Consider the following 14496-nt stretch of genomic DNA (forward strand, 5'->3'; position numbering starts at 1 on the left):
GGGCGGGTACTGGCGGCAACCGCAAGAAACGGGTCGAGAGCGCGCAAACGCCGCGGTTAGGTCAAGGCATTCAACCTATGGAGGCTTTGACGATGGAACTGAAGGACAAGACACTGATCATCACCGGCGCCAGCAGCGGTATCGGCGCGGCGGCCGCGCTGCTGTTTGCAGCAGAAGGCGCCAATGTCGTGCTGGGTGCACGGCGGCAGTCTGAAATGCAGACCCTTGCCGGGCAGATCAATCAAAGTGGCGGCAAGGCGGCCTTTCTGGCCGGGGATGTCACATCGGAACCCTATTGCGAAGCCCTGGTTGCGCTGGCGGCGGAAGAGTTCGGCGGGCTGGACGGGGCTTTCAACAACGCCGGCATGATGGGCGATACCGGACCGGTGGAGCAGATGGATGCCGCCAATTGGAACGCAGTGATTGCGGCCAATCTGACTGGTGCGTTTTTCTCTGCCAAAGCGCAGGTTCCCGCCTTACGCGCAAGGGGCGGCGGCTCGCTGGTGTTCACCGGCTCCTTTGTCGGATTCAGCAATGGCGGCATGCCGGGCATGGTGGCTTATGCGGCCTCAAAAGCGGGGCTGATCGGCCTGGTGCAGTCGCTGGCGTCCGATCTGGCCGCCGAGGGCATCCGGGCAAACGCGTTGCTGCCAGGGGGGACCAAAACCGCCATGGCCGGCGATGATCCGGACATCCACAGTTTCATTGCCGGGCTGCATCCAATGAAACGGATGGCCGAGCCGAAGGAAATTGCCCAAGGAGCGTTGTTCCTTCTGTCGGACCGCGCCAGCTTCGTGACGGGCGGGCCAGTGGCCGTAGACGGCGGGATTGCGGCGCGGCTTGTCTGAACCGCGCCCCGGCTGAAGGTCCCGCACGAAAAAGCGCCCCGGCAGTGCCAGGGCGCAGTCAATTCGTCCAACAGGGAGAAGGTGTCAGCCGAAAACTTTGGTCAGGGCCTTGTCGACCGCATCGCAAATCGCGTCGATGTCGTCTGCGGTGGCGATCAGCGCAGGGCTGAAGCACAGGGTGTTGTTGCGGCCCGGCAGCGAGCGGTTGGTGACGCCGATGATCACGCCCTGCGCGCCGCAGTCCGCGACAACCTGCTGGGCCAGCTTCTCGTCCACCGGTTCCTTGGTTTCGCGGTCCTGCACCAGCTCAACACCCAGGAACAGGCCCTTGCCGCGCACATCGCCGATCACGGCGTGCTTTTCCTGCAGCGCGCGCAGGTTGTTCAGCATCCGCTCGCCCATGGCGACGGTGTTTTCCAGCAGGCCTTCTTCCTCAATGATGCGCATGTTCTCCAGCGCCGCCGCCGGGCCTGCAGTGCAGCCGCCGAAGGTGGAGATGTCGCGGAAGTAGTTCATCGGATCGGCGCTGTCGTCCTTGAACATCTCAAAGACTTCCTCGGTGGTGACCATGCAGGCAATCGCCGCGTAACCGGAAGCCACACCTTTGGCCATGGTCACGAAGTCGGGCTTGATGCCGTACTGCTGGTAGCCAAACCACTTGCCGGTGCGGCCGACGCCGCAGACCACTTCGTCGATGTGCAGCAGCACGTCGTACTTTTTGCAGATCTCCTGCACGCGCTCCCAGTAGCCTTCCGGCGCTTCAATGACGCCGCCGCCTGCGGTCACCGGCTCCAGGCACAGGGCGCCAACGGTTTCCGGGCCTTCGCGCAGGATCACTTCCTCGATGGCATCCGCCGCGGCAATGCCGAACTCGCGGCCGGACAGGTGCTCCAGGCCCAGCTCATGCTTGCGGTATTCCATGCAATGCGGCACGCGGACAAAGTCCGGCGCAAACGGGCCGTACTGCGCATTGCGCTCGTCCTGGCCGCCTGCCGACATGGTCGCCAGGGTGGAGCCGTGGTAGTCGCGGTCGCGGTACAGGATCTTGGTTTTCTTGCCGCCGTATTTCTTGTGGGCGATCTGACGGATCATCTTGAAGGCCTTCTCGTTGGCCTCGGATCCGGAGTTGGTGTAGTAGACGCGGGTCATGCCCGGCATCTTTTCGATCAGCTTTTCTGCAAACAGCGCGCCGGGGATAGAGCCCGCGGAGTTGGCGAAGTAGCAGACTTTCATCAGCTGGTCGTAGACGGCCTTGCAGACGCTCTCGCGGCCATAGCCGACGTTGACGGTCCAGACGCCGCCGGAAACCGCATCCAGGAACTCCTTGCCGTTCTGATCCCAGACGCGCATGCCCTTGCCCTCGACAATGATGCGCGGGTCGGAGGATTCCAGCGCCTTGTGCTGGAACAGGTGGTGCCACATGTGGGCCTTGTCGGCCTCGACTACGCGGGAGAGATCGTTTTCGTTGAACGTGCCGTCCATGACATGTCCTTTCGGCGTTGGAAGTGAATCAGGCTGCCCGGGACCCTACAGGGCTTCTGAGGCGTATTATGTACCAGAAACGTCAGTTTCGTGTAATTCGTTAGGGCCAGAGCATGTGCTTGCTTAGGTCCAGAGGCGGGCAAATCCGGCGGGCTGCCCGGCATGAAATGGAATAAAACAGATGTTTTGAAATCGCCTTATTGAGAGCGGATGTGTCGCCGGGTCAGTCTGCATCAACCCCTGGGCGCGAGTTGCGGCGGGGCAGGCCGCAAAGGAGGGAACCGGTGGCGGAATACGGATTGATGGTGGCGCCCAACGGTGCCCGGCGCACGCGCGGCGATCACGCGCAGCTGCCGATAACAGCGGCGCAGACCGCACAGACGGCGGCGGCCTGTTCCGCGGCCGGCGCCCAGGCGCTGCATTTGCACGTGCGCGATGATGCGGGGCGCCACTCGCTGGATGCCGGCCGCTACCGCGAAGCCCTTGATGCGGTGCAGGAAAGCGCGCCAGGCATGGCCGTCCAGATCACCACCGAAAGCGCCGGTATCTTTGACGTTGCTGATCAGCTTGCCTGTCTTGAGGCGCTGCGCCCGGCGGCTGCCTCGGTCTCGGTGCGGGAAATGGCACGCGATCCGCAGCTGGCCGCACGCGCCTATGCGCTGAGCTTGGAGGCAGGCACCAGGGTGCAGCACATTCTTTACGGTCCCGAGTGCATCGCCCAGCTGCAGGCCTGGTATCAGGACGGCACCGTGCCGGGCACCATGCGCGATGCGATCTTTGTTCTTGGGAAATACCACCCGCCGGTGCTGGCACATCCCGAAGGCCTGACGGCATTCCGTGACGCAACGGCAGATTTGCGCCTGAACTGGACCGTCTGCGCCTTTGGCCGGCAGGAGCACGCCTGCCTGCTGGCTGCGGTGGCAGCGGGCGGGGATGCGCGAATTGGATTTGAGAATAACATCGAAACACCCGAAGGCGGGCTGCTGGCAGATAACGCAGCCTCGGTCACCGCCTTTGTTCAGGCTGCAGCGGCCCAGGGCCATACTCTCAAGGAGCATCGATCATGAGCCATGTTTTCCCCCGCCACACCAAGGCTGATCTGCCCACCGCTGTTTCCGGCGACGGCTGCTATCTGATCGACGCAAACGGCAAACGCTATTTCGACGGCTCCGGCGGCGCCGCCGTGTCCTGCCTCGGTCATTCCGACGCTGATGTCATCAAGGCGGTGCAGGACCAGGCGGGCAAGCTGGCCTTTGCCCATACCGGCTTCCTCACCTCTGAACCGGCGGAGGAACTGGCAGACCTGCTGGTCGCCAACGCACCGGGCGACATTGACCGGGTCTATTTTGTCTCCGGCGGCTCCGAGGCGACTGAGGCGGCTATCAAACTCGCCCGCCAGTACCACCTGGAACGCGGCGAGCCGCAGCGCCGCCACATCATCGCCCGCAAGCAAAGCTACCACGGCAACACCCTGGGCGCGCTGGCGGCGGGCGGCAACGAATGGCGCCGCACCCAGTTCGCACCGCTGCTGATCGAGATCTCCCACATTTCACCCTGCTACGAATACGTAGGCCGGGCTGAGGGCGAGAGCAGCTATGACTATGGCCAGCGGGTGGCAAATGAGCTGGAGGCGGAAATCCTGCGCCTCGGGCCTGATACCGTGATGGCCTTCATGGCCGAACCGGTGGTTGGCGCCACTTCCGGCGCAGTGCCGGCGGTTGAGGGTTATTTCAAGCGCATCCGCGAGATCTGCGACCAGTACGGCGTGCTGTTGATCCTCGATGAAGTGATGTGCGGCATGGGCCGCACCGGCCATCTGTTTGCTTGCGAGGCCGACGGCGTGGCGCCCGACATCCTGTGCATCGCCAAGGGCCTCGGTGCCGGCTACCAGCCGATCGGCGCCATGCTGTGCACCAAGCAGATTTATGAGGCGATCGAGCATGGCTCCGGCTTCTTCCAGCACGGCCATACCTATATCGGCCACCCGGTGGCCACCGCTGCGGGCCTTGCCGTGGTCAAGGCAATGCTGGAGCGCGGCTTGGTGCAGCGCTGCGCCGAGATGGGTGAAAAGCTGCAGGCGGCCTTGGAAGACCGCTTTGGCCAGCACCCCAACGTCGGCGACATCCGTGGCCGCGGGCTGTTCCGCGGGGTAGAGCTGGTCGCCGACCGCGACACCAAGGAACCCTTCGACCCCGCCCTGGCGCTGGCCAAAAACATCAAGAAAGCGGCGTTCCAGGCCGGCCTGATCTGCTACCCGATGTCCGGCACCCGCGACGGCCAGAACGGCGACCACATCCTGCTGGCGCCGCCCTTCATCATCACTGAGGAACAGATCACCGAGGTGGTGGACAAGCTGGAAACCGCAATCACCCAGTGCCTGCCGCAAATCTAAGCGGTTGGAAGAAATGACGCATCGCCCGGCCGCCGGCCGGGCAGCGCCCGTCCCGCCCCCCACGGGGCGGGCGCTTCGCTTCCCACCCCGCCGGGACGGGCGCTGCCCTCAGCGAAATTCGCTTTCGGCAGCGCCAAGCTGCTCCAGGATGCCGGCATAATTCTCAACGCCTTGCGCCCCGGTCACCAAATGGCGGCCATTGAACACCATCGCAGGCACTCCGCGGATGCCCTGTTGCACCCAGAACGCTTCGCGCTGGCGCACGCTGTCGGCATGCTTGCCGCTCTCCAAGCCAGCACGTGCCTCTGCGCCATCCAGGCCAAGGTTTTCAGCGGCTTCCACCAGCACCCCAAGGTCCGAAACATCCTTGCCATCGGTGAAATAGGCAGCCAGCAGCGCCTGCTTCATCGCGTGGCCTTTGCCGCGCTCTTCGGCCCATTCGATCAGTTGATGCGCCTGAAACGTGTTGTAAATCCGCATGCCGTCAAAGAAGCGGAAGGGGAATCCCAACGCCTCCCCCAGCTCCGTCAGCTGCGCCCGCACCTGTGCCGACTGTTCAACAGTGCTGCCGTATTTCGTGGCCAGATGCTCCCGCAGCTCCTCGCCCTCCGGCACCATATCCGGGTTCAGCTCAAAGGGTTGCCAGTGCACATCCAAGGCCACGCCGGCCCGGCGGGCGGCAAAAGCCAGCTGGTTGTAACCGACCGCGCACCAGGGGCAGACCACATCCGAGATGATGTCGACCCGCAGAACGGGGCTGTTAGAGGTCTCTGCCATTGCGGGTCCTTTGCGCTGCAATCTCACTGCACAGCAAATGGGAGCGGCAGCGGCAAAAAACAACTGTCGCAGACAGGCTTGCGTGCCTCGCGGAACTCTCCCAACGTGGCGTCAGCACCCAAGATTTGAGGCCCCGATGACCACGCCCCCCTCTGAAAGCGCCGCTCCGGCCAATACCCCGCGCACCCGTGCCAAGGCGCGGCATATCCTCGATAATTACTACATCGGCCCGGCCCGCGATGCGGCGGTGCTGGAGATCTGGGGCTACACCCCGCGCGTCACCTACGCGCCGGGGGAGACGGTGGCGCTGCATGTCTCCACCACTGCCGCCACTTTTGACCTGGAGATCGGCCGCGACGGTGCAGACTACCGCCCGGTGCTGCACGAGACCGGCCTGAAAGGCACGCATCAGCCCACCCCGGCGGACTGCTCGATCAAAGGTTGCGGTTGGGAGATGTCCTACCAGTTCACCATCCCCAATGACTGGCAAGAGGGCGGCTATCTGCTCACACTGACCGCCGAACGCGACGGCGACCGCGTCGAGGAACATCACCTGATCCTGGTCCGCCGCGCCCCGGACCGCCCGGCAGCCACCTACCTCTTGGTCTGCGCCACCGGCACCTGGCTCGCCTACAACTGCTGGGGCGGCTCGAACCATTACCAGGGCATCACCGGCCCCGAAGGCAACGCATTCGCCCCCGTGGTCTCGACCCAGCGGCCCTGGACCCGCGGTTTCTGCAAGCTGCCCCAAGGCGCCCCCCGTGCGGTGCCTGAGGTGCCGCACGTGCCGGGCGGCATGGTGCGCTACCCCTACATGGAATGGGCCTATGCCTATGGCTACTCCAAGAAATACGCCTCCGCCGGCTGGGCCAGCTATGAACGCCACTTCGCCCGCTGGGCCGAGGCGCAGGGGTATGAGCTTGATTTCGCCACCCAGCACGACCTGGAGGCGGACCCAGGGCTGCTCAGCCGCCACAAATGCGCGATCTTCGTGGGTCACGATGAGTACTGGAGCGCCAATATGCGCCATGCCGTCGACCGCTACACGGAAAACGGCGGCCGGGTGGCACGCTTTGCCGGAAATTTCCTGTGGCAAACAAGGATCGAGGACGAAGGCCGCACCCAGGTCTGCTACAAATACAACGCCGCGCAGGACCCGCTGTCGGGCACCGGGCAAGAACACCTGACCACCGCCGCCTGGGAAGTGGCCCCGGTCAACTGGCCGGGCACCAAAACCTTTGGCGCCAATGGCTTGCAGGGCATGTACACCGGCTTTGGCCGCTGTGCCGGCCAGAACAGCGGCGGCTACACCGTCTACCGCCCGCAGCATTGGGCCTTTGAAAGCGCGCAGCTGGGTTATGGCGATCAGATCGGCGGCGCCTCGCGGATCTTCGGCTATGAGGTGGACGGGGTGGACTACCGGATGGAGGACGGCTTGCCCTATCCCACCGGCAGCGACGGCGCCGACCCGCAGATGCAGATCCTGGCGCTGGGTCTCGCCACCAACATAGAGCCCGATCATGGCATCTGGGGTGAGACAATCTATATCGGCGACGGCGACGCGGTGTTCAAAGCGGAAGCGATGCATGGCGCGGCGACGCCCGAAACCATCGACCGCTCCGCCCGCGGCAACGGCGTGATCCTGCATTGGCAGCGCGGGGCGGGTGAGGTCTTCAACGCCGCCACTTGCGAATGGGTCATGGGCCTCACCCGCCGCGACTGGCAGGTGGAGCGTATCACCCGCAATGTTCTGGACCGCTTTGGCATCTGATTTCAGCCGGCAGGCGCGTCCGGCCCGGAGATTTGGGAACCCGGCGGTTCCGGGCAAAACAGGCGAAAGGAGGACAGGTTAATGATCCTATGCTGCGGTGAAGCGCTGATCGACATGCTGCCAGGCGGGACCGCTGATGGGCGGTCCGCCTTTGTGCCGCATGGGGGCGGTGCGTCGTTCAACACTGCGCTGGCGCTGGGCCGTCTTGGCATCACTGCCGGGCTGTTCAGCGGCTTGTCCAGCGACGCCTTTGGCCAGTTGCTGCTGGAGGAGCTTGCAGCAGCCGGCGTGGATACTTCGTTGGCTGTCATCAGACCGCACCCCAGCACGCTTGCCTTTGTTCACCTCGCCGATGGCAGCGCGAGTTATAGTTTTTATGATCAGGGCACGGCAGGGAGCGCTCTCACTCCTGCGGCGCTGCCTGAATTGCCGGACTGTGCGAATGTTCTGCTGTTTGGCGGTATCAGCCTGTGCAACCCGCCTGCGGCAAACGCCTATCTGGCGCTGGCAGAGCGCGAGGCCGGCCGCCGGGTGATAATGCTGGACCCGAATGTGCGGCCGGGTTTTGCACGGGATGAGGCCGCCTATCGCGCGCGGTTGGAGAAGATGATCGCGCTGGCGGATATCGTGAAGGTTTCAGAGGAAGATCTTTCGCTGCTGCACCCCAGCGGAGACTTGGCGGAAAAGCTGGAGACCTTGCACGCTGCCGGACCCAGGCTGGTGCTTCTGACCAAGGCAGAAAGAGGGGCAGAGGCGTCTCTTCCGGATGGCCGCCGTGTGCGGGTGCCAGCTGTGCCAGTGCAGGTCTCTGACACTGTAGGTGCAGGCGATACCTTCAGCGCAGCCTTTCTCGCCAAGGTACAGGAACTGGACTGCCTGCCGGCGTTGGCCGCAGGTGAGGCCACGACGGAGGATTTAGCGGCCTGCCTGCGCTTTGCGGTGCAGGCGGCAGCGGTCACGGTGACCCGGTCCGGCGCCAACCCGCCCTGGCGGTCCGAGCTTGCCCAATAGGTTCCCGGCAGTTCAGCGGACACCGAGCTGGCTGGCCTCCTGTGCCAGTGCTTCAATCGCGCTCCAGTTCCCGGACTGGACTAGATCCTTGGGGGCGACCCAGCTGCCCCCGGCGCAAACCACGTTGGGCAACCGCAGATAGCTGTCCGCATTGGCGGGGCTGACACCACCGGTGGGGCAGAAAGAAATTTGCGGCAGCGGTGCGCCAATGGCCTTGAGCGCCGGCGCGCCGCCGGAGGCCTCGGCCGGGAAGAATTTCAGCATGCCATAGCCGCGGGCCAGGAGCCGCATCGCCTCGGTTGCGGTGGCAGCACCGGGCAGCAGCGGCAGGCCGATGGCTTCACAGGCATCCAGCAGATAATCGGTGGCACCGGGGGAGACGCCGAACTGGGCGCCGGCCTCCTTGGCGGCTTCGGCGTCCATTGGGGTGATCAGCGTGCCGGCCCCCACGATGCCGCCCTTCACCTGCGCCATTTCGCGGATCACATCCAGCGCCGCACCGGTGCGCAGGGTGACTTCCAGTGCGGGCAAACCGCCGGCAACCAGTGCCTGGGCCAGGGGGCGGGCATGGGCCGCGTCCTCGACCACCAGCACCGGCATCACCGGCGCCAGGGCACAGATTTCGCAGGTGCGCAGGCTGGCGTCCTGAGGGGTTATCCGCATCGCTTAAACTCCGAACACGCTGGCGCCTTCGTCGGCCGAAGCGACCGAACGGCGGAACAGGGAAAACAGCTCGCGCCCGGTGCCGTGCTGATAGGCGCTGAGGTCGGCGGTGGCAGGCGCACGCTCCAGCGCGCCGTCTGTCAGGATCTCCAAGGTGCCTTTCACCGCGTCCAGCCGCAGCATGTCGCCGTCCTGGATCCTGGCAATCGGGCCGCCGTCCAGGGCTTCGGGCACCACATGGATCGCTGCTGGGATCTTGCCGGAGGCACCGGACATGCGCCCGTCGGTGACCAGCGCCACCTTCTGGCCGCGGCCCTGCATGATGCCGAGGAACGGCGTAAGGCTGTGCAATTCCGGCATGCCGTTGGCCTTGGGGCCCTGGAAACGGACCACCACGATCACGTCGCCGGTCAGCTCACCTGCCTTGAAAGCGGTCTTGGCGTCCGCCTGGTCATGGAAGACGCGGGCCGGGGCCTGGATCACCTGGTGTTCCTTGGCCACTGCCGAAACCTTGATGACAGAGGTGCCGAGGTTGCCGGTCAGGCGTTTCAGCCCGCCGGTTTCCTGGAACGGCGCCTCTGCCGGGCGCAGCACCGCGTCGTTCAGGCTTTGGCCCGGGCCCTCGCGGAAGGTGAGGCCGTCCTCGGAGAGGAAGGGCTCCATTACGTAGTGCTCCAGCCCTTCGCCGGCGACGGTCTTGGTATCAGGGTGCAGGTGGCCGGACTTCAGCAGCTCGCCGATCAGATAGCCAAGACCGCCCGCGGCGTGGAAGTGGTTCACGTCGGCGAGCCCATTGGGATAGACGCGCGCCAGCAAGGGCACCACGTCGGAGAGATCCGCGAAGTCCTGCCAGTCGAGGATGATGCCGCCCGCGCGGGCCATGGCGATCAGGTGGATCAGGAGGTTGGTGGAGCCGCCGGTGGCCATCAGCCCGACGATGCCGTTGGCATAGGCCTTCTCGTCCAGCACGTCGCAGACGGGGGTGTAATTGTTGCCAAGGGCGCTGAGCGACAGGGCGCGTTTGGCGCCCTCCACTGTCAGCGCCTCGCGCAGCGGTGTGCCGGGGGTGACAAAGGAGGAGCCGGGCAGGTGCAGCCCCATGAACTCCATCAGCATCTGATTGGTGTTGGCGGTGCCGTAGAAGGTGCAGGTGCCGGGGCCGTGGTAGGCGGCCATTTCCGCCTTCAGCAGGTCTTCGCGGGAGATTTCCCCGGCGGCGAACTGCTGGCGGATCTTGGCTTTTTCGTCATTGGCGAGGCCGCTGGTCATCGGGCCTGCGGGCAGGAACACCGCCGGGATATGACCGAAGGCCTGGGCGCCGATCACCAGGCCCGGCACGATCTTGTCGCAGACGCCGAGGAAGACGGCGGCGTCAAAGACATTGTGGCTGAGGGCGACGCCTGCGGCCATGGCGATGGTATCGCGGGAGAACAGGCTGAGCTCCATGCCCGGTTCGCTTTGGGTGACGCCGTCGCACATGGCGGGCACGCCGCCAGCAACCTGCGCGGTGCCGCCTGCGGCGCGCAGGGAATCGCGGATCAGCGCGGGATAGGTCTCAAACGGCTGATGCGCCGACAGCATGTCATTATAGGCGGTGACGATGCCGAGGTGGCCCTTGCTGCCCTGGGCCAGTGTCTGCTGGTCCGTGCCGGTGGCGGCATAGGCGTGGGCCTGGCCCGAGCAGGACAGATGCGCCCTTGCAGGCCCCTTGCCGCGGGCCGCGCGCATCCGCTCCAGATAGGCCGCGCGGGTGGCCTCGCTGCGGGCGATGATGCGGTCGGTGACGGCGGCCAGTGTGGGGTTCAAGCTCATGGGGTGCCTTTGTAGCAAACTGCGGGGGCAATGGGGAGGGCGGTTATCTCATGCCCCGATACTGCGCCAGCGGCGGCCGTCGCGGTGGATTAGCAAGAGCGAGTTATCAGGGCCGGTGCTGCCCCGGTCATAGGGCTGCGGCGGCTCGCCTGCGTCCTGCCAGCCGGCAATGATCGGATCGGCCCAGGCCCAGGCGGCCTCGACCTCGTCGCCACGCATGAACAGGGTCTGGTTGCCGCGGATCACATCCATGATCAGCCGCTCATAGGCATCCTGCGGGCGGCCCGACTCCGGCAGCTCATCAGCGAAGGTCATGTCCAGGTTGGCGCCGGTGAGGCGCATGCCGCCGGGCCCGGGATCTTTGATAGTGGTCTTCAGGGTGATGCCTTCATCGGGCTGCAGGCGGATCACCAGCACGTTGCCATGCACCGTCCCGGAGCCTTCGAAGATGTTGTGCGGCGGGTCGCGGAAATAGACCGCGATCTCGCTCACCCGTTCGCGCAGGCATTTTCCGGTGCGCAAGTAGAACGGCGTGCCGGCCCATCGCCAGTTCGCCACCTCTGCCTTGAGCGCGATATAGCTTTCGGTGCGGCTGGAGGCATTGCCCGCGTGGTCGCGGTAGCTGTTGCCGTCCTTGCCGCGGTACTGGCCGCGGGCGATGTTGGACTGCGGCACCGGACGCAGGGCCTCGATCACCTTGACCTTTTCATCCCGCACGGCGTTGGGGGTGAACTGGGCGGGCGGCTCCATCGCGGTCAGGCACATGAGCTGCATCAGGTGGTTCTGCACCATGTCCCGCATGGCGCCGGATTTGTCGTAATATTCCTCGCGCCCCTCAATGCCGATGCTTTCGGCGACGGTGATCTGCACGTGGTCGATGTGGGAGGAGTTCCACAAGGGTTCGAACAGGGAATTGGCAAAACGCAGCGCCATCAGGTTCTGCACGGTTTCCTTGCCCAGGTAGTGGTCGATCCGGTAGATCTGCCTCTCTTCGAAATGTTCGCGCAGGGCGGCGTTCAGCTGTTGCGCCGAGGCAAGGTCGTGGCCGAAGGGTTTTTCCAGCACGATGCGGCTGTCGGGTGTGGCGATGCCGGTTTCGCTGAGGCGGCGGGCAATGTCTGGAAACAGCGAGGGGCCAACCGACAGGTAAAACGCCCGTACGCAGTCCTCGCGCAGTTTCCCGTGAATCACATCCCATCCATCCGCGCCGCGGGCATCCACCGCTGCATAGTCCAATAGGGCGGTAAAGGCCGTGATCTCCTCCGGCGTGGTTTCCACATCCTGGCCGAAATCGCGGATCGCTTCGGCGGTCTGGGTGCGGAACTCCTCTGCGGTCAGATCGCTGCGGGAACTGCCGATGATGCGGCAGTCCGTGCTGAACTGGCCGATCTGAAAGCGGTGAAACAGCGCCGGCAGGATCTTGCGGCGGGCCAGATCGCCGGTCGCGCCAAACAGCACGAGGTCGAAGGGTTCAACTGGAATGACGCGGGAAACCATTGATTTTACATCGCTGTTCCATAGGGGCCTGGAGGTGCCAGGGGCCGGGTCATTGTGCCGCCTGGCGCGGGGCAATTCAATTGCCTCTGCTGGCACAGGGCTGGTTAAAGTTGAGTTATCGCTAACATATAGCGTCTGCCAGGACCATCGGAAAATGCCGTTGCCGCCGCGGGTGAAAGTAGGTCAGTCATTCTGTCCAAATGTTTCGCGCGCGAAACATTGGGTCAACAGTACTGATCAATTGTTCAGGTCTTCTTAACTTCCCGCTTGAATTGATCCGCGGCTTCGGGAAAGGGGAGGCCATGAGCACGTTTCACTGCCCCAATTGTGCCAGCCCGGTGGAACCGGCTGCGGCTGCGGTCAAGTTGACCGCCTGCCTGTCCTGCGGAACCACACTGTTTCTGGAGGACGACCAGGCCCGCCTGGCCGGCGAGGCGGGTGCCATGCATGATGCGCCGATGCTGTTCGGGCTGGGCAGCACGGTCCAGCTGGGCAGCCAGACCCTGCAGATCCTGGGCCATGCGCGGTTTTCCTACGGGCGCGGGTTCTGGGATGAATTCTGGGCGCTGGACGGACGCGGCGCCTCTTGCTGGGTGTCGGTGGACGAAGGCGACATCGTGCTGCAACGGGAGCTGCAGCGCTCTGACTGGCCGCGCTACGACGGGTATCTGCGGCTGGGGCAAAGTCTTGACTACGGCGGCGGGCGTTTCACCGTCACCGAGGAAGATGATGCCGAATGCGTGGCGGTGCGCGGCAGTTTCAGCCAGGCACTGCTGGTCGGAGAACGCTACCGCTTTGTGAACCTGCAGGGCGAAGATGGCACCCTTTTGTCGGGGGAGTTCCAGGGCAGCAGCCGCGAATGGTACCGCGGCCATTGGTTCGACCCGTTTGAGGCTGAGGTTCTGGCATGACCCGCAATGCGGATCTGAAGGCGGTCAATTGCACCTCTTGCGGGGCAGGGCTGGATATTCTGGGCGGCGGCCGGGTGACGGTGCATATCTGCCCTTACTGCGGCACCGAACTGGACGCGCTGGACAACTACCGCGCTGTTCGCAAGTTCAACGACATTGAGCGCCCCATCAGCCCGTTTGAAATTGGTATGGCAGGGACTCTGTTCGGTGCGGAATACACGGTAATCGGCACGCTCCAGCACGAGGAACGCTGGGGCGTGCGGACCTGGATCTGGGTTGATCACCAGCTTTATTCCCCGACCCACGGCTATGCCTGGCTAACGATCGAGGACCGGCATTTGGTCTTCACACGGCGCTACCGGCGCCCGGTATGGTTGCCGGTGCATCGGGTGGAACGGGCGGAACACCGGCCAAAGGTGCACACCGGATCGCGCACGTTCCATTACTACGACACTTCTACCAGCCGGATCACCTTTGCCGAAGGGGAATTCACCTGGTCCCCCAGGAAGGGCCAAAAATCAACGTCGGTTACTGCGCTGGCCGATGATATGATGCTGAGCTTTGCGCAAACCGGCAGCGAACGCGAGGTCTGGCTGTCGCAGTATTTGCCGGTCAAGGATGCAGAGGCGGGTTTCGGCATTCAAACCGGGTTGAAGCCGCGCGAAGTGCATCCGCTGCAGCCGTTCAAGGCCGGGGTGAATTTCGGTTTCATCAAATGGGTCTCGGCTGCCTGCGCGGTGATTTGCCTGATCATCGGAATGAACCTGCAAGGGCGCGCGGGAGAGACCGCGCTGAAGCGGACCGTTCTGACGGTTGCTGAGCTGCCGGCAGAGCTGCCGGTGGACGTCAGCACGGCCGGCAAACTGACGCGCATCCGGCTGACAGGGAATACCAGCAACAGTTGGGCGTTTGTCGGTATTGAGCTGACGGATCCGCAGGATGAGCCGGTGTTTCAGGCCGGGCGCACGGTTGAGTATTACCACGGCCGGGATTCCGAAGGCAGCTGGACCGAGGGCGACAACACGGCGGTGCTTGCTTTCCGGCCGCAGATGGCGGGCACCTACACGCTGAGCCTGGAAATCGAGGAAAGCGGCCATTGGACAGAGCTGAGTTACCCGCAAAGCGCCCAGGCGCAGCGCAAGAATGCGGAACTGCAATCCCAGCCCGCGCTGAGCAAGCTTACGGTTTCCGCGAAATCCGGATTGTCTTCGGGGCTCTATATGGGCTTGCTCGCCATCGTGTTCGGCCTTCTGGCCGGGCAGGGGTTCTTGCGCGCCTGGTGGCACCGCAAGGCCCGCTGGCGGGGCAGCGACTGGAGCGATGAGGACTAAG

12 protein-coding genes are annotated in these 14496 nt (G+C 64.4%); 7 read left to right on the forward strand and 5 right to left on the reverse strand.

Annotated elements, in window-relative coordinates:
* The first annotated feature begins 92 nt into the window (after positions 1-92).
* Positions 93-848, forward strand: coding sequence for an SDR family oxidoreductase (locus ACXAEK_RS08335; RefSeq protein WP_475041121.1), 756 nt, complete (start codon positions 93-95; stop codon positions 846-848).
* A gap of 84 nt (positions 849-932) precedes the next feature.
* On the opposite strand, the gene ACXAEK_RS08340 is transcribed toward ACXAEK_RS08335, so the two are convergent.
* Entirely contained in the window at positions 933-2330 is a 1398-nt protein-coding gene (locus ACXAEK_RS08340) for an aminotransferase family protein (RefSeq protein WP_475041122.1), read from the reverse strand.
* 284 nt (positions 2331-2614) lie between these two features.
* Here ACXAEK_RS08340 and ACXAEK_RS08345 point away from each other — a divergent pair, with 284 nt between their 5' ends.
* Positions 2615-3397 carry a 3-keto-5-aminohexanoate cleavage protein gene (locus ACXAEK_RS08345; RefSeq protein ID WP_475041124.1) on the forward strand — a complete coding sequence of 261 codons (783 nt, stop codon included), beginning with the start codon at positions 2615-2617 and terminating at the stop codon, positions 3395-3397.
* Positions 3394-4722, forward strand: coding sequence for an aspartate aminotransferase family protein (locus ACXAEK_RS08350; RefSeq protein ID WP_475041126.1), 1329 nt, complete (start codon positions 3394-3396; stop codon positions 4720-4722). The genes ACXAEK_RS08345 and ACXAEK_RS08350 overlap by 4 nt, the downstream gene beginning before the upstream one ends.
* A 108-nt stretch (positions 4723-4830) precedes the next feature.
* On the opposite strand, the gene ACXAEK_RS08355 is transcribed toward ACXAEK_RS08350, so the two are convergent.
* Positions 4831-5499 (reverse strand): DsbA family oxidoreductase, encoded by a 669-nt coding sequence (locus ACXAEK_RS08355; protein ID WP_475041127.1) that lies wholly within the window; start codon positions 5497-5499, stop codon positions 4831-4833.
* A gap of 136 nt (positions 5500-5635) precedes the next feature.
* Between ACXAEK_RS08355 and ACXAEK_RS08360 the strand changes: the two genes are divergently transcribed.
* Together ACXAEK_RS08360 and ACXAEK_RS08365 are read left to right on the forward strand one after the other, a co-directional pair.
* Positions 5636-7270, forward strand: a complete 1635-nt coding sequence (locus ACXAEK_RS08360; protein ID WP_475041129.1) for a N,N-dimethylformamidase beta subunit family domain-containing protein — start codon at positions 5636-5638, stop codon at positions 7268-7270.
* Between the two features lie 81 nt (positions 7271-7351).
* Positions 7352-8281 carry a carbohydrate kinase family protein gene (locus ACXAEK_RS08365; RefSeq protein ID WP_475041131.1) on the forward strand — a complete coding sequence of 310 codons (930 nt, stop codon included), beginning with the start codon at positions 7352-7354 and terminating at the stop codon, positions 8279-8281.
* A gap of 12 nt (positions 8282-8293) precedes the next feature.
* Here the strand turns inward: ACXAEK_RS08365 and eda are convergent, their stop codons facing one another.
* Genes eda through zwf form a run of 3 tightly spaced genes read right to left on the reverse strand, consistent with a single transcriptional unit; the run spans position 8294 to position 12253 of the window.
* Positions 8294-8944: a bifunctional 4-hydroxy-2-oxoglutarate aldolase/2-dehydro-3-deoxy-phosphogluconate aldolase gene (eda, locus tag ACXAEK_RS08370; RefSeq protein ID WP_475041133.1), complete on the reverse strand. Its 651-nt coding sequence runs from the start codon at positions 8942-8944 to the stop codon at positions 8294-8296.
* A gap of 3 nt (positions 8945-8947) precedes the next feature.
* Positions 8948-10756 (reverse strand): phosphogluconate dehydratase, encoded by a 1809-nt coding sequence (gene edd / locus ACXAEK_RS08375; RefSeq protein WP_475041135.1) that lies wholly within the window; start codon positions 10754-10756, stop codon positions 8948-8950.
* 48 nt (positions 10757-10804) lie between these two features.
* Positions 10805-12253, reverse strand: coding sequence for a glucose-6-phosphate dehydrogenase (gene zwf / locus ACXAEK_RS08380; RefSeq protein WP_475041137.1), 1449 nt, complete (start codon positions 12251-12253; stop codon positions 10805-10807).
* A 302-nt stretch (positions 12254-12555) separates the two neighbouring features.
* Between zwf and ACXAEK_RS08385 the strand changes: the two genes are divergently transcribed.
* Both ACXAEK_RS08385 and ACXAEK_RS08390 read left to right on the forward strand, forming a co-directional pair.
* On the forward strand, positions 12556-13164 hold the full coding sequence (locus tag ACXAEK_RS08385) for a DUF4178 domain-containing protein (protein WP_475041139.1): 609 nt from the start codon (positions 12556-12558) through the stop codon (positions 13162-13164).
* Positions 13161-14495, forward strand: coding sequence for a DUF4178 domain-containing protein (locus ACXAEK_RS08390; RefSeq protein WP_475041140.1), 1335 nt, complete (start codon positions 13161-13163; stop codon positions 14493-14495). The genes ACXAEK_RS08385 and ACXAEK_RS08390 overlap by 4 nt, the downstream gene beginning before the upstream one ends.
* The last annotated feature ends 1 nt before the right edge of the window (position 14496 follow it).

It is taken from the genome of Leisingera sp. ABM4_101 (assembly GCF_056158725.1).

Excerpts from the sequence above, each read along its gene's own strand:
- ACXAEK_RS08335 (WP_475041121.1), top strand. The coding sequence starts at position 93 with ATGGAACTGAAGGACAAGACACTGATCATCACCGGCGCCAGCAGCGGT.
- ACXAEK_RS08340 (WP_475041122.1), bottom strand. The coding sequence starts at position 2,330 with ATGGACGGCACGTTCAACGAAAACGATCTCTCCCGCGTAGTCGAGGCC.
- ACXAEK_RS08350 (WP_475041126.1), top strand. The coding sequence starts at position 3,394 with ATGAGCCATGTTTTCCCCCGCCACACCAAGGCTGATCTGCCCACCGCT.
- ACXAEK_RS08355 (WP_475041127.1), bottom strand. The coding sequence starts at position 5,499 with ATGGCAGAGACCTCTAACAGCCCCGTTCTGCGGGTCGACATCATCTCG.
- ACXAEK_RS08360 (WP_475041129.1), top strand. The coding sequence starts at position 5,636 with ATGACCACGCCCCCCTCTGAAAGCGCCGCTCCGGCCAATACCCCGCGC.
- ACXAEK_RS08365 (WP_475041131.1), top strand. The coding sequence starts at position 7,352 with ATGATCCTATGCTGCGGTGAAGCGCTGATCGACATGCTGCCAGGCGGG.
- eda (WP_475041133.1), bottom strand. The coding sequence starts at position 8,944 with ATGCGGATAACCCCTCAGGACGCCAGCCTGCGCACCTGCGAAATCTGT.
- edd (WP_475041135.1), bottom strand. The coding sequence starts at position 10,756 with ATGAGCTTGAACCCCACACTGGCCGCCGTCACCGACCGCATCATCGCC.
- zwf (WP_475041137.1), bottom strand. The coding sequence starts at position 12,253 with ATGGTTTCCCGCGTCATTCCAGTTGAACCCTTCGACCTCGTGCTGTTT.
- ACXAEK_RS08385 (WP_475041139.1), top strand. The coding sequence starts at position 12,556 with ATGAGCACGTTTCACTGCCCCAATTGTGCCAGCCCGGTGGAACCGGCT.
- ACXAEK_RS08390 (WP_475041140.1), top strand. The coding sequence starts at position 13,161 with ATGACCCGCAATGCGGATCTGAAGGCGGTCAATTGCACCTCTTGCGGG.